At 73.6% G+C, this 17,206-nt stretch carries 18 protein-coding genes and 2 pseudogenes; 13 read left to right on the top strand and 7 right to left on the bottom strand.

Annotation, left to right across the window (positions count from 1 at the left end; all coding sequences use genetic code 11):
- Nucleotides 1-14: 14 nt before the first annotated feature.
- From ACYQ8Q_RS02260 to ACYQ8Q_RS02250, 3 genes are all read right to left on the bottom strand, one after another.
- Nucleotides 15-710 (bottom strand): type 1 glutamine amidotransferase domain-containing protein, encoded by a 696-nt coding sequence (locus tag ACYQ8Q_RS02260; RefSeq protein ID WP_460061302.1) that lies wholly within the window; start codon nt 708-710, stop codon nt 15-17.
- 101 nt (nt 711-811) lie between these two features.
- Entirely contained in the window at nt 812-2,185 is a 1,374-nt protein-coding gene (locus ACYQ8Q_RS02255) for a cryptochrome/photolyase family protein (protein WP_460061300.1), read from the bottom strand.
- Between the two features lie 86 nt (nt 2,186-2,271).
- A complete protein-coding gene (locus ACYQ8Q_RS02250; RefSeq protein ID WP_460061299.1) occupies nt 2,272-3,801 on the bottom strand; it encodes an SDR family oxidoreductase in 1,530 nt (509 codons plus the stop codon).
- A gap of 158 nt (nt 3,802-3,959) precedes the next feature.
- Here ACYQ8Q_RS02250 and ACYQ8Q_RS02245 point away from each other — a divergent pair, with 158 nt between their 5' ends.
- The 4 genes and pseudogenes from ACYQ8Q_RS02245 to ACYQ8Q_RS02230 form a co-directional block, all read left to right on the top strand.
- Nucleotides 3,960-4,472 (top strand): MarR family winged helix-turn-helix transcriptional regulator, encoded by a 513-nt coding sequence (locus ACYQ8Q_RS02245; protein WP_460061297.1) that lies wholly within the window; start codon nt 3,960-3,962, stop codon nt 4,470-4,472.
- Between the two features lie 77 nt (nt 4,473-4,549).
- The gene (locus ACYQ8Q_RS02240) at nt 4,550-6,685 is read left to right on the top strand and encodes an MMPL family transporter (RefSeq protein ID WP_460061296.1); all 2,136 of its coding nucleotides are present in this window, start codon (nt 4,550-4,552) and stop codon (nt 6,683-6,685) included.
- Nucleotides 6,686-6,758: 73 nt separating this feature from the next.
- Nucleotides 6,759-6,926 carry a hypothetical protein gene (locus ACYQ8Q_RS02235; RefSeq protein ID WP_460061294.1) on the top strand — a complete coding sequence of 56 codons (168 nt, stop codon included), beginning with the start codon at nt 6,759-6,761 and terminating at the stop codon, nt 6,924-6,926.
- 199 nt (nt 6,927-7,125) lie between these two features.
- A pseudogene (locus ACYQ8Q_RS02230) lies at nt 7,126-7,296 on the top strand (LLM class flavin-dependent oxidoreductase); the annotation flags it as partial.
- A 73-nt stretch (nt 7,297-7,369) separates the two neighbouring features.
- Here the strand turns inward: ACYQ8Q_RS02230 and ACYQ8Q_RS02225 are convergent.
- On the bottom strand, nt 7,370-8,398 hold the full coding sequence (locus ACYQ8Q_RS02225; protein ID WP_460061293.1) for an acyl-CoA dehydrogenase family protein: 1,029 nt from the start codon (nt 8,396-8,398) through the stop codon (nt 7,370-7,372).
- 101 nt (nt 8,399-8,499) lie between these two features.
- Between ACYQ8Q_RS02225 and ACYQ8Q_RS02220 the strand changes: the two genes are divergently transcribed.
- The 5 genes from ACYQ8Q_RS02220 (at nt 8,500) to ACYQ8Q_RS02200 (ending at nt 13,113) form a co-directional block, all read left to right on the top strand.
- Complete coding sequence (locus ACYQ8Q_RS02220; protein ID WP_460061291.1) at nt 8,500-8,850, top strand: YciI family protein; 351 nt, start codon at nt 8,500-8,502, stop codon at nt 8,848-8,850.
- Between the two features lie 9 nt (nt 8,851-8,859).
- Nucleotides 8,860-10,056: an RNA polymerase sigma factor gene (locus ACYQ8Q_RS02215; protein WP_460061288.1), complete on the top strand. Its 1,197-nt coding sequence runs from the start codon at nt 8,860-8,862 to the stop codon at nt 10,054-10,056.
- A 112-nt stretch (nt 10,057-10,168) separates the two neighbouring features.
- A complete protein-coding gene (locus ACYQ8Q_RS02210) occupies nt 10,169-11,524 on the top strand; it encodes an aldehyde dehydrogenase family protein (protein ID WP_460061285.1) in 1,356 nt (451 codons plus the stop codon).
- A gap of 265 nt (nt 11,525-11,789) precedes the next feature.
- Nucleotides 11,790-12,155 carry an ATP-binding cassette domain-containing protein gene (locus ACYQ8Q_RS02205; RefSeq protein WP_460061282.1) on the top strand — a complete coding sequence of 122 codons (366 nt, stop codon included), beginning with the start codon at nt 11,790-11,792 and terminating at the stop codon, nt 12,153-12,155.
- A gap of 52 nt (nt 12,156-12,207) precedes the next feature.
- Nucleotides 12,208-13,113, top strand: a complete 906-nt coding sequence (locus ACYQ8Q_RS02200; protein WP_460061280.1) for an aldo/keto reductase — start codon at nt 12,208-12,210, stop codon at nt 13,111-13,113.
- 46 nt (nt 13,114-13,159) lie between these two features.
- On the opposite strand, the gene ACYQ8Q_RS02195 is transcribed toward ACYQ8Q_RS02200, so the two are convergent.
- Both ACYQ8Q_RS02195 and ACYQ8Q_RS02190 read right to left on the bottom strand, forming a co-directional pair.
- Entirely contained in the window at nt 13,160-13,618 is a 459-nt protein-coding gene (locus tag ACYQ8Q_RS02195; RefSeq protein WP_460061278.1) for a pyridoxamine 5'-phosphate oxidase family protein, read from the bottom strand.
- A 100-nt stretch (nt 13,619-13,718) separates the two neighbouring features.
- Nucleotides 13,719-13,856, bottom strand: a pseudogene (locus tag ACYQ8Q_RS02190) (IS701 family transposase); the annotation flags it as partial.
- A 165-nt stretch (nt 13,857-14,021) separates the two neighbouring features.
- Between ACYQ8Q_RS02190 and ACYQ8Q_RS02185 the strand changes: the two are divergent.
- From ACYQ8Q_RS02185 to ACYQ8Q_RS02175, 3 genes are all read left to right on the top strand, one after another.
- A complete protein-coding gene (locus ACYQ8Q_RS02185; RefSeq protein ID WP_460061277.1) occupies nt 14,022-14,426 on the top strand; it encodes a type II toxin-antitoxin system PemK/MazF family toxin in 405 nt (134 codons plus the stop codon).
- Between the two features lie 259 nt (nt 14,427-14,685).
- Nucleotides 14,686-15,078, top strand: coding sequence for a VOC family protein (locus tag ACYQ8Q_RS02180; RefSeq protein ID WP_460061275.1), 393 nt, complete (start codon nt 14,686-14,688; stop codon nt 15,076-15,078).
- A 55-nt stretch (nt 15,079-15,133) separates the two neighbouring features.
- Nucleotides 15,134-16,204: an adenosine deaminase gene (locus ACYQ8Q_RS02175; RefSeq protein ID WP_460061273.1), complete on the top strand. Its 1,071-nt coding sequence runs from the start codon at nt 15,134-15,136 to the stop codon at nt 16,202-16,204.
- Here ACYQ8Q_RS02175 and ACYQ8Q_RS02170 read toward each other — a convergent pair.
- Nucleotides 16,186-16,707, bottom strand: a complete 522-nt coding sequence (locus tag ACYQ8Q_RS02170; protein ID WP_460061271.1) for a mycothiol transferase — start codon at nt 16,705-16,707, stop codon at nt 16,186-16,188. The two genes, ACYQ8Q_RS02175 and ACYQ8Q_RS02170, sit on opposite strands and share 19 nt — an antisense overlap.
- Before the next feature lie 208 nt (nt 16,708-16,915).
- On the opposite strand from ACYQ8Q_RS02170, the gene ACYQ8Q_RS02165 reads away from it, so the two are divergent.
- A complete protein-coding gene (locus tag ACYQ8Q_RS02165) occupies nt 16,916-17,200 on the top strand; it encodes a hypothetical protein (RefSeq protein WP_460061269.1) in 285 nt (94 codons plus the stop codon).
- Nucleotides 17,201-17,206 lie beyond the last annotated feature (6 nt).

The raw sequence follows: 17,206 nt of genomic DNA, 5'->3' as shown, positions 1-17,206 counted from the left end.
TAGCCGCGCCCCGCTCAGCCGAGCAGCTTCAGCAGTTCCTCCGCGAGCGGGGCCGACGAGGCCGGGTTCTGGCCCGTCACCAGGTTGCGGTCGACGACCACGTGCGGCGCCCACGGCTCGCCCACCCGCACGTCCACACCCGCCTCGGTGAGCCGGTCCTCCAGCAGCCACTTGGCCCGCTCGGCGAGACCGGCCTGCCGTTCCTCGGCGTTGGTGAAGGCGGCCACCCGGTAGCCGGCGAAGGCGTTCGAACCGTCCTCCCGCACCGCCGCCAGCAGCGCGGCCGGACCGTGGCAGACGACACCGAGGGGCCTGCCGGAGTCCAGCGCCGCGACGAGTACCCGGCCCGAGACGGGATCGACGGCCAGGTCCTCCATCGGGCCGTGCCCGCCCGGGTAGAACACCACCGCGTAGTCGGCGGGATCCACGTCCTCCAGCCGCACCGGCCGCTCCAGCTCGTCCATCCCGGCGAGCCCCGCGGCGATCCGGTCGGCCCCCTCCTGACCGCCGTTGGCCTCCGGAGCCAGGCTGCCCTTGTCCACCGGCGGCACCACACCGCCCGGCGTGGCGACCACCACCTCGTGGCCCGCCGCGCGGAAGAGGCCGTACGGGGCGACGGCCTCCTCCGCCCAGAAGCCGGTCGGGTGGGGGGTGCCGTCGGCGAGCGTCCAGCGGTCGCTGCCGGTCATCACGAAGAGGATCTTGGCCATGGGGGGTGCCTCCGGAGGTGTCGCGTGGGTCGTGCCCCTCGAATCTAGTCCGGTCCGGTCCGGCGGGACGGACGCGCGCGCCCGCCCGTACGGTGAGCGGGTCAGTCTCGGCCACGCGCCCGCTTGAAACGGGCCAGGCCGTCGGTGAGGTCCACGATCGGGTCGGGGTAGTCGACGGCGGCCCGGTCCAGACCCCGCAGCCGCCACGGTTCGTGCACCGCCGCACCGTCCACGTCCGCCAGTTCGGGCACCCAGCGCCGTACGTACGCCCCGTCGGGGTCGTAGCGCTTGGCCTGGGTGACCGGGTTGAGCACCCGGTTGGGCCGGGAGTCGGTGCCGGTCCCGGCCATCCACTGCCAGTTGAGCTGGTTGTTCGCCACGTCCCCGTCGACCAGGAGGTCCAGGAAGTGCCGGGCGCCGATCCGCCAGTCGACGTACAGCGTCTTGGTGAGGAAACTCGCCGTCAGCAGACGCCCCCGGTTGTGCATCCAGCCCTCGTGGAGGAGCTGCCGCATCGCCGCGTCCACCACCGGATAGCCGGTACGGCCCGCCCGCCACGCCTCGACGTCCTCACCCGCCGTGCGCTCCGTGCGCCAGCGGTCGTGCTTGGTGCGGTAGTCCGCGAGTGCCGCCCCCGGCCGCGCGGCCAGCACCTGACGGTGGAAGTCGCGCCAGGCGACCTGCCGTACGAACGCCTCGGCGCCCGGCCCGCCCACGGCGCGCGCCCGGTGCACCAGCTCGACGGGGGAGAGGGCGCCGAAGTGCAGATACGGCGAGAGCCGTGAGGTGGCGTCCCCGGCCAGGTCGTCGTGCCGGTCCTCGTACGCCGGGACGCCCGAGCGCAGCCAGGCGGTCAGCCGCGCCCGGCCCTCCGTCTCGCCGCCCTCGGCCAGGGCCGGTGACAGACCCGACAGGCCCTTACGGTCCGGCAGTTCCTCCGAGCCGACGCCCTCCGGCACCCGTACCACCCGCGGCGCGCCGAGCACGTCCCGCGGCCGCTGCCGCGACCAGTGACCGAAGTACGGCGTGAAGACCGCGAAGTGGTCCGAGGAACCCGGGGCCAGCACACCGGGGTCCACCACGGTCGTCACCGTGCCGTGCACATGCAGCCGCACCCCCTCCCCCTCCAGCGCGCGCCGCAGCCGCTCCTCACGGCGCTGGGCGTACGCGCTCCCGTCCGCCGCCAGATGGACCTCGTCGGCCTCCGCCTCGGCGGCCACCCGGCACACCTCCTCCACCAGGTCCCCGGACCGCAGCACCAGCCGGCCGCCCCGCTGCCGCAGCCCCGCGTCCAGATCGCGCAGACAGTCGGCGAGGAACGCCAGCCGGTTGGGCGCGGCGAACCCCGCGCCGTCCACCGCGCGGTCGCGCACGAACAGCGGGACCACCTCGCGCGAGCCGTCGAGGGCCGCGCGCAGCGGAGGGTGGTCGTGCAGCCGCAGATCTGAGGTGTACAGGACGACCGAGACGTTCATGGCGGGCTCCGGGACGAAGGGACGACGAGGGGATGTCGGACTGTCAGGCGCTTCCGTCCGGCGGGGCCCGGCGGATGCGCCCGCCGTCAGCCGGCGGGTGTCCGTTCGTCCGCCCGCGCCGCCGCGTCCGCCAGGGCGGCCCGCGCGATGTTGCGGGCCATGCCGCCGAACACCACCGCGTGGAACGGAGACACGCTCCACCAGTAGGCGTGGCCGAGCAGCCCGCGCGGATGGAACAGGGCGCGCTGCCGGAACCGCGTGCGCCCGGAGCCGTCCGTCTCCGCGTACATCTCCAGCCACGCCAGACCCGGCAGCCGCATCTCGGCCCGCAGCCGCAGCAGCCGCCCCGGTTCGATCTCCTCGACCCGCCAGAAGTCCAGTGAGTCGCCCACCCGGAGCCGGGCGGCGTCCCGGCGTCCCCGGCGCAGCCCCACCCCGCCCGCGAGCCGGTCCAGCCACCCCCGTACCGCCCAGGCGAGCGGGAAGGAGTACCAGCCGTTGTCGCCGCCGATGCCCTCGATCACCCGCCACAGCGAGGCCCGCGGGGCGTCCACCCCCAGCTCGCGGTGGTCGCAGTAGAGGCTTCCGCCGGCCCAGTCGGGGTCGGTGGGCAGCGGATCGCTGGGCGCCCCCGGCAGCGAGGCCGAGGACCAGCGGGTGGTCACCCGGGCCTCGCGCACCCGCCGCAGGGCGAGCCGGAGCGCCTCGTCGAAGCCGATCGGATGACCCGGCGGATCCGGGACGTACCGGGCGATGTCGTGCTCACGGCACACCACCTCGTGCCGCAGCGACTCGGTGAGCGGCCGGGCGATCGACGCCGGAACCGGGGTGACCAGTCCGACCCAGTGGCTGGACAGGCCGGGGGAGAGCATCGGCACGGGCAGGATCAGCCGGTGCGGCAGCCCCGCGACGGCGGCGTAACGCTCCATCATCTCGCGGTACGTCAGGATGTCGGGGCCGCCGATGTCGAAGGCCCGGCTGACCTCGGCCGGCATCCGCGCGGCGCCGGTCAGCGCGCGCAGCACGTCCCGCACGGCGACCGGCTGGATCCGGGTGTGCACCCAGCTCGGGGTGACCATCACCGGCAGCCGTTCGGTCAGATAGCGCAGCATCTCGAAGGAGGCCGACCCCGAGCCGATGACGACCGCCGCCCGCAGCACGGCCGTGGGCACACCGGAGCCGAGCAGGATGCGGCCGACCTCGGCGCGCGAGCGCAGATGCGGCGACAGCCGCTCCTCAGGGACGCCGTACGGGGTGAGCCCGCCCAGATAGACGAGCCGGCGCACGCCCGCGCCGTGCGCGGCCCCGGCGAAGATCCGCGCGGCCCGCCGGTCCGTCTCCTCGAAGTCCTCTCCGGTGCCCAGCGCGTGCACCAGGTAGTACGCGACATCGACGCCCCGCATCGCCGCCGCGACGGACTCCGCGTCCGTGACGTCCCCACGGACCGCCTCCACCCGGCCCGCCCACGGATGGTCGCGCAGCCGCCCGGGCGAGCGGACGAGACAGCGCACCCGCAGGCCCGCCGCCAGCAGTTCCGGGACGAGCCGTCCGCCGATGTACCCCGTGGCTCCGGTCACCAGGCACAGGGGCCCGGCGCCGAGGTCGTCTGCCGTCATGAACTTCCGGTCCTTCGCGTCGGTCCCCCCTGGTGACCGCTCTCCACTGCCTACCCCTTCCCGTGCCTACCCCTTCCCGCCGGAACACCGTCCCGGATGCGCCGCTCCCGCCGGTGCCGCCCGATCGGCCGAGCGGGGCGGGCGACTAGGCTGATCGCGTGGCCACAGCGAACGACCAGGACCGGCAGCCGACGGAGCGGGAAGGGCCGTCCGGCGAGCCCGGGGCGGGGACCGATCTGCACTCCTTCGCGGTGGTGCTGCGCCGGATGAACGGCGAGATCAACCGCCTGGTGCACGCGTTCGCCGGCGACCACGGACTGCACGCCACGGACGTCCAGGCGCTGGCCGCGATCCTCGACTCCGAGGAGCCGATGACGCCGAAGCGGCTGCGGGAACACCTCGGGCTCACCTCCGGGGCCGTCACCGCGTGCGTGGACCGGCTGGAGCGGGCCGGGCACATCCGCCGCGTCCGGGAGAGCGCCGACCGCAGGGTGGTGCACCTGTACTACGCGGCCGACGCCCGGTCCGCGGCCCGCACCTACTTCCGCCCGCTCGCCGAGGCGACCGACGCGGCCCGCTCCCGGTTCACGGGGGACGAACTCGCGGTGGTGGTGCGGTTCCTGACGGCGATGAACGAGGAACTCGGCACCATCGCGCCGCACGGCCGCTGAGCCGGGCTAGGATCCAGCCAAAGTTAACTCAATCATTGAGATTGTTCATCACTGAGATTTCTGGAGCCCGGAGCCCCATGCCCTCCTCATCCCGACGAGCCCGTCGGCTCGTCCCGCTCCTCCTGATCGCCGTCTGGCTCGCCGTCGGCGGCGTCCTCGGCCCCTACGCGGGACGCCTCGGCGAGGTGGCCACCAACGACCAGGCCGCGTTCCTGCCACGCAGCGCCGAGTCCACCGAGGTCGTCGCCGCCCAGCGGGCCTTCCGCCGGGACGAGACGCTCCCGGCCGTCGTGGTGTGGACGGGCTCCGGCCTCGCCGACCGGCGCGCGACGGCCGACCGGGCCCTCGCCTCCCTCAGCGGCACCCCCGGCGTGCGGGGCCGGATCTCCCCGGCCGTCCTGGCCGAGGACGGCGCCGCCCTCCAGGCCGTGGTCCCGCTCCGCCCCGACCTCGGCGACGGACTCGCCGCCGCCCTCGACCGGATCCGCGCCGCCGCCGAGCGCGTCCCCGGCGCCACCGTCCACCTGGCGGGTCCCGCCGCCGGCCAGGCCGACCTCGCCGACGCCTTCGCCGGCATCGACGGACTGCTGCTCGGCGTCGCCCTGCTCACCGTCCTGGTGATCCTGCTGCTGGTCTACCGCAGCGTCCTGCTCCCGCTGGTGATCATCCTCGGCGCGGTCTTCGCGCTGGGCCTCGCCTGTGCGGTCGTGTACGTCCTCGCCGACCACGCCATGGTCCGGGTCGACGGACAGGTCCAGGGCATCCTCTCGATCCTCGTCATCGGCGCCGCCACCGACTACGCCCTGCTGCTGACCGCCCGCTTCCGCGAGGAACTCGCGCGGGGCGGCGACCGTTTCGCGGCGGTGCGGGCCGCGCTGCGGCAGTCCTGGGGCGCCGTCGTGGCCAGCGCCGCGACCGTCGCGCTCGGGCTGCTCGCCCTGCTGCTCAGCGACCTCACCAACAACCGCGCGCTCGGACCGGTCGGTGCCATCGGCATCGGCTGCGCCGTCCTGTCCTCGCTCACCTTCCTGCCCGCCGTCCTCGTGGTCCTGGGCCGCGCCGCGTACTGGCCCGCCAAACCCACGGCGGCCGGCGCGGGGGACGAAGCTGCCGGCCGTGGGGTGTGGGGCCGGGTGGCCGGGCTGGTCGACCGGCGGCCGCGCCGGGTCTGGGCCGCGACCCTCGCCGTACTGCTGGCCGGAGCGGCCTTCGCGCCGGTGCTCCGCTCCCAGGGCATCCCCCTCGACGAGACCTTCGTCAACGCCGCCCCCTCCGTCGCCGCCCAGAAGACCCTGGGCGAGCACTTCCCCGGCGGCGCCGGCAATCCCACCGTGGTCGTCGCGGACGCGGACCGGCTGGAGCGGGTGCTCGGCGTGGCCCGCGCCACCGAGGGCGTCGCCTCCGCGGCGGCAGGGACCGCGAGCGGTCGCCCCGGCGGGTCCGCGCTGGTCGTCGGCGGACATGTCCGGATCGACGTCACCCTCGCCTCCGCCGCGGACAGCGACGACGCCCTGCGGACCGTGGCCCGGCTGCGCACCGCCCTGCACGCCGTCCCCGGCGCGGACGCCCTCGTCGGCGGCTACACCGCCCAGCGGTACGACACCCTGCGCACCGCCGAACGCGACCGCACGCTCATCGTCCCCGTGGTGCTCGCCCTCATCCTGCTCATCCTGACGGGGCTGCTGCGCTCCCTGCTGCTGCCCGCCCTGCTGGTCGCCACGGTCGCCCTGAACTTCCTCGCCACGCTGGGCGTCTCCGCGCTCGTCTTCCGGTACGTGTTCGGCTTCACCGGCACCGATCCGTCCGTGCCGCTCTACGGGTTCGTGTTCCTGGTGGCGCTGGGCGTCGACTACAACATCTTCCTCATGTCCCGGGTCCGCGAGGAGTCCCTCGGGCACGGAGCGCGCCGAGGCGTCCTGCGCGGTCTGGTCAGCACGGGCGGGGTCATCACCTCGGCGGGCGTGGTGCTCGCCGCGACCTTCGCCGCGCTCGGCGTGATCCCCCTGGCCTTCCTCGTCCAGATCGCGTTCATCGTGGCGTTCGGCGTCCTGCTCGACACCCTCGTGGTCCGCTCCCTGCTGGTGCCCGCGCTGGTCCTGGACATCGGACCGCGCGCCTGGTGGCCGAGCCGCCTGACCGGGGACCACCGGGCCACGACGGCCGACGGCCCATCCCGGCCCGCGACGGAGGAGGACCCCGTCCCCTCCGCGTGAACATGCCCGCCGCGATCCGGGGCAGACGCAGCGTAGTCGTCCCCACGGACCCCGAACCGGAGGTGTCTGCCCCATGTGCGCGACGGTGCTGGAACGCTTTCCCGCGGGTGCGCCCCGCGGTTCCTGGCCGGCCGAGGAGTACGCGGCCAGGCTGCGCGCCGAGGGCCGCCCCGCGACCGTCGTCATGGACCTGAAGTCCGACGCGTTCCTCGTGGTCGTCCCGGCGCACGACGAGGAGTGAGCGCCGGATCGCGGCCACCGAGGAGCCGGTGCACAAGCGGTGCATGACACAGCCCGACCGGGCGCCCGCGCAACAACCCGGTGGACTCGAAAGGCTGGTTCAAGGGCGGGTTCGCTTCCACCGGTTGCGGGGCTTCTCCCTCAAGCCCGCGCCCCTCAACACCCCCGAGGAGGCATGGGCGGAGGCGAACCGGCTGCCTGTGGGCAGCCATGCGGAGGTGGCCGAGCGGATCAAGGAGTATGCGGCGCTGGGGATCTCGGAGTTCGTGCTGTCGGGGTATCCGCATCTGGGGGAGGCGTACTGGTTCGGAGAGGGGGTGTGGCGGCACCTGTCGGGCAGGCCGGTGCCCTCCTTCCAGGTGCCGTTCGCACGGCTGAGGGGGTGGCCGGGGTGCTCCGGCGGGTGCGGGTTCGTCCTGGCCCTTCGCGCGGTTCCCCGCGCCCCTAGGCGCCAAGGGCGTTCAAATGGGCGCCGCGGGATTCTCCCGTCTGGCCCTGGACCAGGAGGAACAGGGCTTCCCTCGCCAGGCGTTGGGCTCTGCTCGTCAGGAGCATCGCGCGGCCCCCTCCCGTCACCACCGCCGCCGTGGTCGCCGTCTGCATGAGCGCGTAGGCCTGGGAACGCAGGGCCAGGCGGTCTTCCAGGTGCTCGTGGGGCTTCACCTCGTCGGTCAGGGCGTAGGCCTCGGCGCGTACCCGTGCGAGGCGGGTGCGCAGACGGCCGGCCGTCTCCTCGTCGGACAGTCCGAGGGCGGCCTCCGTGATGCCGAAGACCGCGGGGTTGGCGTTCACCGTTCTGAGGCGGTCGGCCGCGGCCCAGGTCCGGTACGGGGTGCGCAGGGCCACCGCCTCGTCGGGGAGCCACAGGCCGTCCAGGTCCAGGGAGACCGTGCGGGCCGCGGTGAGGGCGGCCAGGCGGAGCGGCGCGGATGCGCGCAGGCCCGGCTGGTCGCGGGCCTCCGCGAAGGCGAAGAGGGCCTCGTCGGCGTCCGTGAGGCCGGCGAGGAGCAGCACGTCGTTCAGGCCCCAGCCCGTGTACCAGGGGACCTTCCCGTCGAAGCGCCAGCCGCCCCGCTCGCGGGTGGCCCGCACGGGGATGCGGGGGTGGGCCCGCAGATGGGCGTACGCGACCCCGGACAGCAGGTCGCCGGTGGCCAGCCGGCCGAGCAGGCGCTCGCGCACCGGGCCCTCGCTCTTCGTCAGGGTCAGCACCGGCGTGTGGTGCTGCGTCTGCACGAACCAGGTGGAGCAGCAGGCCCCGGCCAGGATCTCCGCGGTCTCCCGCACCACCGCGCCGGGCGCCTCGGCGCCGCCGTACTCCTTGGGGGCGTTGAGCCCCAGCAGGCCCGAGCGTCTGATCTCCGTCAGATGGCCCACCGGCACCTCGCCCTGGTCGACCTGTTCGGCGTGCGGGACGAGGAGGTCGTCGGCGAGACGGCGGGCGCGGAGGACGAGAGGGTGCGGTGCGGTCATGGCCAGGATTCTTTCCCGTGTCGGGGGCCCGGGTGTCGATCCGGGGGAGTGCCGTTCGTGTAGGAGGTGAGAGAACGGCACACGACGCCAAGGAGGACGTCATGCAGCACTACCTGCTCAGCGTGGTCCAGCCGGCCGGCGGAACACCGCCCGGGCCCGAGGAGATGGCCGAGATCATGCGCCGGGTGGAGGCCTACAACGACGAGCTGCGGGCCGCCGGGGCCTGGGTCTTCGCCGGTGGTCTGCACGGACCCGAGACGGCCACCGTGCTCCGGCCGAAGGACGGTGACGTGCTCGTCACCGACGGGCCGTACGCCGAGGGCAAGGAGTACCTCGGCGGTCTGTGCCTGATCCGCGCCGCCGACCTCGACGAGGCACTGGAGTGGGGCCGCAAGGCCGCCCTGGCCACCACGCTCCCCATCGAGGTGCGGCCGTTCGTGGACCGGCACTGAGGCCGGACGATGGGTGACCCCGTCGACGTCGAGGCCGTGTTCCGCGCGGAGTACGGCCGGGCCGTCGCCGTCCTGGTCCGTCGGCTCGGTGACATCGACCTCGCCGAGGAGGCGGTCCAGGAGGCATTCACCACGGCCCTGCGGACCTGGCCGGAGACCGGCCCGCCGCCCAGCCCGGCCGGCTGGATCATCACCACCGCCCGCAACCGGGCCGTCGACCGGCTGCGCCGCGAGGCCGGCCGGGACGCCCGGCACGCCGAGGCGGCCCGGCTCCACGCCCCCGACCCGCCCCTGGAGGAGGGCCCCGTGCGCGACGACCGGCTCCGGCTGATCTTCACCTGCTGTCACCCCGCGCTCGCCCCGCAGGCGCGGGTCGCCCTCACCCTGCGGCTCCTCGGGGGCCTCACCACCGCGCAGATCGCCCGCGCGTTCCTCGTCCCCGAACCCACGATGGCCCAGCGCCTGGTCCGCGCCAAGGCGAAGATCCGCGACGCCCGCATCCCCTACCGGGTGCCCCGCGACGCCGACCTCCCGGACCGGCTGCACGGCGTGCTCGCCGTCGTCTACCTGATCTTCAACCAGGGGTACGAGGGTGATCCCGGCCTGTGCGCGGAGGCCCTGCGCCTCGGGCGGCTGCTGGGTGAGCTGATGCCGGACGAGCCCGAGGTCACCGGGCTGCTCGCGCTGATGCTGCTCGTCGAGTCCCGCCGGGACGCCCGTCAGGACGCCGACGGCACGCTCGTCCCGCTGCCCGAACAGGACCGGGGCCGCTGGGACCGGGCGCTGATCGCCGAGGGGCAGGACCTGGTGCGCCGTTGTCTGCGCCGCGACCGGCCGGGGCCGTATCAGATCCAGGCCGCCGTCCAGGCCGTCCACAGCGACGCGCCGACCGCCGCGGCCACCGACTGGGGACAGATCCTGCGGCTCTACGACCAGCTGACGGCCCTCGCCCCGAGCCCGGTGGTGGCGCTGAACCGGGCGGTGGCGGTCGCCGAGGCCGAGGGCGCGCGGACCGCCCTCGACCTGCTGGACGCGCTGGATCTCGACGGCTACCACGTCTTCCACGCCGTCCGGGCCGACCTGCTGCGCCGCCTCGGCCGCCGCGCCGAGGCGGCCCGCGCGTACGCGTCCGCCCTCGCGCTGGCCGAGAACCCGGCCGAGCGCGCCTACCTGGAGAAGCGCCTGCGCACCCTGCACGGAACGTAGTGGTTGCCCGGGGAATGTATTTTGGTCCATGAAAGGTTGGCATATACACCGAGCTGACCGCTCGCCGTCCGAACCCAGGGCCGCAAGGCCCGCGCAACCCCAGCGAGGCACCGTGACCACCGCCGCCACCCCCGAGCAGTCCACCGGCCCCCTCGCCGCCCCCGAGCGGCCCGCCGACGTCGTCGCCCGGCTGCGCGCCGCCTTCCGCACGGGCCGCACCAAGCCCGTCGCCTGGCGCACGGACCAGCTGCGCCGGCTGCGCGCGCTGCTCACCGAGAACGGCGCCGACCTCGCCGCCGCCCTCCACGCCGACCTGGGCAAGAGCGCCACCGAGGCGTACCGCACCGAGATCGACTTCACGATCCGCGAGATCGACCACACCCTCGACCACCTGGACGCCTGGCTCGCCCCCGAACCCGCCCCGGTCCCCGCCCACCTCGGCGCCGACGCACGCGCCTGGACGCAGGTCGACCCGCTCGGCGTCGTCCTCGTCATCGCGCCCTGGAACTACCCCGCCCAGCTGCTGCTGGCCCCGCTGGTCGGCGCCCTCGCCGCCGGCAACGCGGTGGTCGTCAAGCCCAGCGAGCTGGCGCCCGCCACCTCCGCCGCCCTGGCCCGGCTGCTGCCCGCCCACCTCGACACCGAGGCGGTCGCCGTCGTCGAGGGCGGTGTCCCCGAGACCACGGCCCTGCTCGCCGAGCGCTTCGACCATGTCTTCTACACCGGCAACGGCACCGTCGGCCGGATCGTGCTGCGCGCCGCCGCCGAGCACCTCACCCCGGTCACCCTCGAACTCGGCGGCAAGTCACCGGCGTTCGTCGACCGCGACGCCGATCTCGCGGTCGTCACCGACCGGCTGGCCCGCGGCAAGTTCCTCAACGCCGGCCAGACCTGTGTCGCCCCCGACTACGTCCTCACCGACCCGGAGACCGCCGCCGCCCTCGAACCCCTGCTGGCCCGCGCCGTCGAGACCCTCTACGGAACCGACCCGCAGACCTCGCCCGAGTACGGCCGGATCGTCAACGAACGCCACTTCGACCGGCTCACCGCCCTGCTCGGTTCCGGGCGGACCGTGACCGGCGGCCGTCACGACCGTACGGACAAGTACATCGCGCCGACCGTCCTCGCCGACGTCGACCCCGCCTCGCCCGTCATGGCCGAGGAGATCTTCGGCCCGGTCCTGCCGATCGTGACCGTCGCCGGGCTCGACGAGGCGATCGGGTTCATCAACGACCGCGACAAGCCCCTCGCCCTGTACGTCTTCTCCGAGTCGGACACCACGCGCACCCGGATCGCCGCCGAAACGTCCTCCGGCGGCCTCGGGTTCGGCCTGCCCCTCGCCCATCTCACCGTCTCCGACCTGCCGTTCGGCGGTGTCGGCGAGAGCGGCATGGGCAACTACCACGGCCGCTACTCCATCGAGACCTTCAGCCACCGCAAGGCGGTCCTGGACAAGCCGCTGGGCTGAACCCCCGGACATGCCGGGCGAACGCCGAGAAGGCCGTCGCACGGCAGGAGTTCTTCCCGGAGAAGACGCGCGTCGCCCCGGCCGCGCGCCGTGGTGATCTCCCCCTCAGGCCGGAGGCAGGTTTCGACCGTGGGCGGATGACCGGGAGATCACCGCGCCGGAGGCTTCCGGCACGACTTCTTCACGCACATCCGCTGGGGGCCCGGCGGCCATCGGAGTCGAAGGACCGACCAAGCGTCATGGCCGGAGAACAGCTGTCGACGACTTGTCGTTCACGCTCGGGCCCGGACGGGTGACGGGGTTCCTCGCCCCGAACGGGGCGGGTAGGACCACGGCGCTCAAGGCGATCGTCGGACCGGCGCGGCCGACAGCCGGCCGGGTGTTCCTGCGGGGCACGACGGTCACGAAGACCAGGCCCGACGCCCGTCTGCGCGGCGTGCACATCGAGCCGTGCGGGGCCCATCCCGGCCGGTCCGGCCGGGCGCACCTGCGGTCGCTGGCCGCACCGGCCGCACTGCCCCGCCACCGGGTCGGGAGGTCACTCCGACTGGCCTCGACACCCGATCAGGCCCACGACGACGCCCAGGGTCCAGCGGTGCTGCGCAAGTGCGGGAAGAACATGATCTGTTGACGGCATGCCAAGAGAAGCTGCCGACGTCCGCGGCGCGTGCGAGACTGCGCCGATGAGCAGCGCAGCGATCACCGCGGACGCCGCGGGCACCTGGACCCTCGGCGACCTCACCGTCCACCGCGTGGGCTTCGGCGCGATGCGGCTGACCGGGAGCGCCGCCTTCCACCACGGCACCCCGAGCGACCGGGACCGCTCGATCGCCGTCCTGCGCCGGGCCGTCGAGCTCGGCGTCGACCACATCGACACCGCCGCCTTCTACTTCTCCTCCCTCCGCTCGGCCAACGAGCTCATCAACAGCGCGCTCTCCCCGTACCCGGACGGCCTGCTCATCGCCACGAAGGTGGGCCCCTTCCGGACCTGGGCGGGGGAGTGGGGCACCGCGGCCCGCCCCGAGGACCTGCGCGGCCACGTCGAGGAGAACCTGCGCCAGCTCGGCCGCGACCACCTCGACCTCGTCTATCTGCGCCGGATGCGCCAGGACTCGATCGCCGAGCACTTCGGGGCCCTCGCCGAACTGCGCCAGGCCGGTCTGATCCGCCACCTCGGCATCTCCGACGTCGAACCCCGCCATCTCGCCGAGGCGCAGGCCATCGCCCCGGTGGTGAGCGTGCAGAACCAGTACGGCCTCGGCGCCTCCACCCCCGCGACCGAGGAACTCCTCATCGCCTGCCGCGACCAGGGCATCGCCTTCGTCCCCTTCTTCGCCATCGCCGGCGACGGCGGGGCCCTCGGCGCGACGAACGCGCACGACGAGGCCGTCCTCGCCGCGGCCCGTGCCCACGCCTGCACCCCCGCACAGATCCGCCTCGCCTGGACCCTCGCCCAGGGCCCCCACGTCCTCGCCATCCCCGGCACGGGCAACCCCGGCCACCTCGCCGAGAACATCGCGGCGGGCGCCCTGCGCCTCACCCCCGGGGAACGGGAGCGCCTCGACGCGGCCCACCGGGGTCAGGCGTGACCGACCCGCACCCGCGCACCGTCACCGCGCGGGCCGGTCCGCCCGACTAGTCCACCCACACCCCGTCGCGCATCACCTGCCTCCCCGGCAGCTCACCCGTCCCGCACCACGCCTGCACCGCCACCGGCCGTACCCGGAAGAAGGCGTACGACGCGCTCTCCCGGCGCGGATCCCATCCGGTCTTCGCCAGGAACGCCCCGGCGGCCTCCTCCGGGACGTCGTCGGACGGATACGTCACGGTCTCCCCGTCGATGAGCACCACGTCCCGGGTGTCGCCGAACGCCAGCCGGGTGCGCCCGCCGGTCCGCAGGTTGCGGCCGGTGGGGTTCGAGAGCCGGGTGGCCAGCCACACGGATTCCCCGTCCCAGACGAACCACAGGGCGACCAGACAGGGCACGCCCGCCGCGTCCGCGGTGGCGACCCAGACATCGCTCTCCCGCTCCAGCCGCGTCAGAACGTCCATCTTCCGGCGCTCCGGCCCGCGCACCGGCTCAGTGATCTCCATGTCCGGACACTAACGATTCCCGCGGCCTCACCGCCTCCACCCCGGGTCCCCTCCCCGCCTCGGACCGGGGACCTAGTCACTCCAGCCGTAGATCGTGATCTTCCGGGGTCCTGTCCCCGGCGCACTCGGCAATGGTCCAGCAGTTCTCGCGTGGCAGGTCCGACAGCAGGCCGAGTACCAACTTCCGTGCCCGGCGGCGGGATTCGACCCGCGTGAACCGTCCCGCCATCCGGCTCATCACACCCTCGAACGCCTCCTGCCAGCGGGCAGGGTCTACGCTCTGCCCTGCGGCCACCGCATGATCCTCAGTCTCCACCCACCGATGATCAACGGTGGCCTCACCCGTCTCCACAGCGCGTCAGGGTCGCGCAGCGTCTGTCTGCCGTCTACGTCTGGAGGACTTGTGCACCGTGGCGAAGTCTGGTGGGTCCAGTTCGACGAGCGGAGGTTGGTCGTACTGCTGTCGGGAGACGACGCGTCCGGGATCCGGGTGATGCAGGTCGTCGCTCCGGCAGGCGTCGACATCAGCGGTCTGGGCATCGAAGTGACGGTGGGCGCCGGTGAAGGAGTGCCGTTCGAAGGCGTGCTGCGGCTCGCGTTCCCGCGTCCAGGCTTCACTCCTTGCACATGGCTGACCACTGTGTCACGGGACGACCTGATAGAGCGGGCGGCCGTCCTGTCCTCCGCGAAGCTCAGCGAGATTGACGACGCCCTCCGACTCGCCGAACAAGCGCAGGAGCAGACCCCGGCGACGACCGCGAAGCTCAGCGCGATAAGGGACGCCCTCCGTCTCGGCGAACTCGGGTAGGGGAGAAGGAGCCGACGCCCGCGACGGCTGGGCGGTCTCGGCCAGATGATCGACACTGGCCGACTGTCGCCTCGGCGCCCCTCACCACCGAGATCACGATCTACGGCTGGAGTACCAGGCCGCGATGCCGGATCCGGCCTCCGTCGTCAGCGGCGCACGGCAGAAGCCGCCAGTCCGCCCCTACGGCAACTGGCGTCCCTGACGTTTTACGTATAACCTCTCCCGTCAATCGCCCTGCCGTGCCTCCCGAAAGGCCCCGATGTCCCGCATCGCCCTGGTCACCCTCGTCGTCGACGACTACGACGAGGCGATCCGCTTCTACACCGACGCGCTCGGCTTCCGGCTCGCCGAGGACGAGCCCCGGCCCGACGGGGCCCGGTGGGTCGTCGTCCGGCCGGGTGAGGGCCAGGACGGCACCGGGCTGCTGCTCGCCCGTGCCAAGGGCGACGCCCAGCGCGACCGGATCGGCGACCAGACCGGCGGCCGCGTCGGCTTCTTCCTGCACACCGACGACTTCGCCCGCGACCACGCCCGGATGCGCGCGGCCGGTGTGACCTTCCTGGAGGAGCCCCGCCACGAGCCGTACGGCTCCGTCGTCGTCTTCCAGGACCTGTACGGCAACCGCTGGGACCTGCTCCAGCCCGCCGGCTGATCCGCCTCCCGCACCCGAACCACCCCGCCCAGCTCCGCCCGAGGAAAGACCCGCCATGACTGCTACGCGCGTAGACGCCGAAGTGATCCGCCGCCTCCCCAAGGCCGTCCTGCACGACCACCTCGACGGCGGCCTGCGCCCCGCCACGGTCGTCGAGCTCGCCGCCGCGATCGGCCACACCCTGCCCACCACCGACCCCGACGAACTGGCCGCCTGGTACTTCGAGGCCGCCAACTCCGGCGACCTGGTGCGCTACATAGCCACCTTCGAGCACACCCTCGCCGTGATGCAGTCCCGCGAGGGCCTGCTGCGCGTCGCCGAGGAGTATGTCCTCGACCTCGCCGCCGACGGCGTCGTCTACGCCGAGGTGCGCTACGCGCCCGAACTCAACGTCAAGGGCGGGCTGACCCTGAACGAGGTCGTGGAGACCGTGCAGGAGGGGCTCGCGGCCGGAATGGCGAAGGCCGCCGCCGCCGGCACCCCGGTCCGCGTCGGCACCCTGCTCTGCGGCATGCGGATGTTCGACCACGTCCGCGAGGCCGCCGACCTGGCCGTCGCCTACCGTGACGGCGGCGTCGTCGGCTTCGACATCGCCGGCGCCGAGGACGGCTTCCCGGCCGCCGACCACCTCGACGCCTTCGAGCACCTGCGCCGCGAGAGCGTGCCCTTCACCATCCACGCCGGCGAGGCCTTCGGACTGCCCAGCATCCACCAGGCCGTCCAGGTGTGCGGCGCCCAGCGCCTCGGGCACGGGGTGCGGATCACCGAGGACATCGTCGACGGCAAGCTCGGCCGGCTCGCGAGCTGGGTGCGCGACCGCCGCATCGCGCTGGAGATGTGCCCGACGTCCAACCTCCAGACGGGCTGCGCCGCCTCCATCGCCGAGCACCCGATCACCGCGCTGAAGGACCTCGGCTTCCGGGTCACCCTCAACACCGACAACCGTCTGGTGTCCGGCACCACGATGACCCGTGAGATGGCGCTGCTCGTCGAGCAGGCGGGCTGGGGCGTCGAGGACCTGCGCACGGTCACGGTGAACGCCCTGAAGAGCGCGTTCATCCCGTTCGACGAGCGCAACGCCCTCATCGAGGACGTCGTGCTGCCGGGTTACGCCGCCGCGCTCTGAAGCAGCCCGCGCACATACGCGGCCTGTCCGACGTGCTGGAGATCGTCGGACAGGACGCTGACCAGCCGTACGCCCAGCGTGACCGGCGGATCCCAGCGCACGTCCACGACCCGCTCGAGATCCGCCGCCGTCAGCGCGCGCAGCGCCTGGTGGCTCTGCTCGTGCACCGCGTCGTGGTAGCCGGTCAGCAGCTCGGGGTCGGCGACCCGCACCTTCGCCACCTCCGCCGGACCGTGCCCGTACCCGGTGTCATGGCGCGGCAGGTCGAGGCCGAACCGTTTCTCCCAGTCGCCGTCCCGGCCCCACCACACCTGATCGAGGTCGAAGGCGTCGGCCAGGTGGTCGTCCTGGACCCGGGTGAGATGCCAGACGAGCCAGGTGACCGAGTTGGTCGCGGGGGTGGGCCGGGCGTTGAGGGCGTCGGGGTCCAGGCCCTCGACGGCGGCGTGGACTTCTTCCCGGATGCGGTTGAACCCGTCGATGAGGATGTCCTTCGCATGCATGACTCCACCATCGCGCAGCCCGCGCCCGTCCGCCGCTTCTTTGCCCGCCCCTGGCAGGACCCGGGGCCGGTGGCGGCCGTTCGGATCACCCCGGGCGGCCCTTGAGGTGATTGCCGCACGCCGTGCGAGCCCGGCCCGCGCGGCGGGGGTACGGCATCCAGGACGTCCGGCAGCAGCCGGACCCTGGCCTCAGGTGAGGAGCTCGGCGATGTACGCAGCGGTGCGGCGGTACGAAGGCGTGACCGATCCGGCGGAGGCGGGACGGCTCGTGCACGAGGGGTTCGTCCCGCTCATGCGCGAGGTCCCCGGCTTCGTCGCGTACTACTGGCTCGACGCCGGGGACGGGGTGATGGTCTCGACCAGCGTCTTCCAGGACCGGGCGGGCGCCGAGGAGTCGATCGCGCGGGCCGCGGACTTCGTACGGGAGCACCTCGCGGCCCTCCTGCCCAACCCTCCGCAGATCATGGCCGGCGAGGTGGTCGCCTTCGCCTGAGATCCC

The organism is Streptomyces sp. YKOK-I1 (assembly GCF_054660435.1).
Note: the sequence above shows the minus strand (reverse complement) of the source record. Positions and strands in the feature narration are given on the sequence as shown.

What these genes read in the sequence shown, in the direction of transcription:
- ACYQ8Q_RS02175 (WP_460061273.1), top strand. Translation starts at nt 15,134, where the DNA reads ATGACTGCTACGCGCGTAGACGCCGAAGTGATCCGCCGCCTCCCCAAG.
- ACYQ8Q_RS02180 (WP_460061275.1), top strand. Translation starts at nt 14,686, where the DNA reads ATGTCCCGCATCGCCCTGGTCACCCTCGTCGTCGACGACTACGACGAG.
- ACYQ8Q_RS02165 (WP_460061269.1), top strand. Translation starts at nt 16,916, where the DNA reads ATGTACGCAGCGGTGCGGCGGTACGAAGGCGTGACCGATCCGGCGGAG.
- ACYQ8Q_RS02200 (WP_460061280.1), top strand. Translation starts at nt 12,208, where the DNA reads ATGAGCAGCGCAGCGATCACCGCGGACGCCGCGGGCACCTGGACCCTC.
- ACYQ8Q_RS02240 (WP_460061296.1), top strand. Translation starts at nt 4,550, where the DNA reads ATGCCCTCCTCATCCCGACGAGCCCGTCGGCTCGTCCCGCTCCTCCTG.
- ACYQ8Q_RS02215 (WP_460061288.1), top strand. Translation starts at nt 8,860, where the DNA reads ATGGGTGACCCCGTCGACGTCGAGGCCGTGTTCCGCGCGGAGTACGGC.
- ACYQ8Q_RS02250 (WP_460061299.1), bottom strand. Translation starts at nt 3,801, where the DNA reads ATGACGGCAGACGACCTCGGCGCCGGGCCCCTGTGCCTGGTGACCGGA.
- ACYQ8Q_RS02255 (WP_460061300.1), bottom strand. Translation starts at nt 2,185, where the DNA reads ATGAACGTCTCGGTCGTCCTGTACACCTCAGATCTGCGGCTGCACGAC.
- ACYQ8Q_RS02195 (WP_460061278.1), bottom strand. Translation starts at nt 13,618, where the DNA reads ATGGAGATCACTGAGCCGGTGCGCGGGCCGGAGCGCCGGAAGATGGAC.
- ACYQ8Q_RS02225 (WP_460061293.1), bottom strand. Translation starts at nt 8,398, where the DNA reads ATGACCGCACCGCACCCTCTCGTCCTCCGCGCCCGCCGTCTCGCCGAC.
- ACYQ8Q_RS02170 (WP_460061271.1), bottom strand. Translation starts at nt 16,707, where the DNA reads ATGCATGCGAAGGACATCCTCATCGACGGGTTCAACCGCATCCGGGAA.
- ACYQ8Q_RS02260 (WP_460061302.1), bottom strand. Translation starts at nt 710, where the DNA reads ATGGCCAAGATCCTCTTCGTGATGACCGGCAGCGACCGCTGGACGCTC.
- ACYQ8Q_RS02220 (WP_460061291.1), top strand. Translation starts at nt 8,500, where the DNA reads ATGCAGCACTACCTGCTCAGCGTGGTCCAGCCGGCCGGCGGAACACCG.
- ACYQ8Q_RS02235 (WP_460061294.1), top strand. Translation starts at nt 6,759, where the DNA reads ATGTGCGCGACGGTGCTGGAACGCTTTCCCGCGGGTGCGCCCCGCGGT.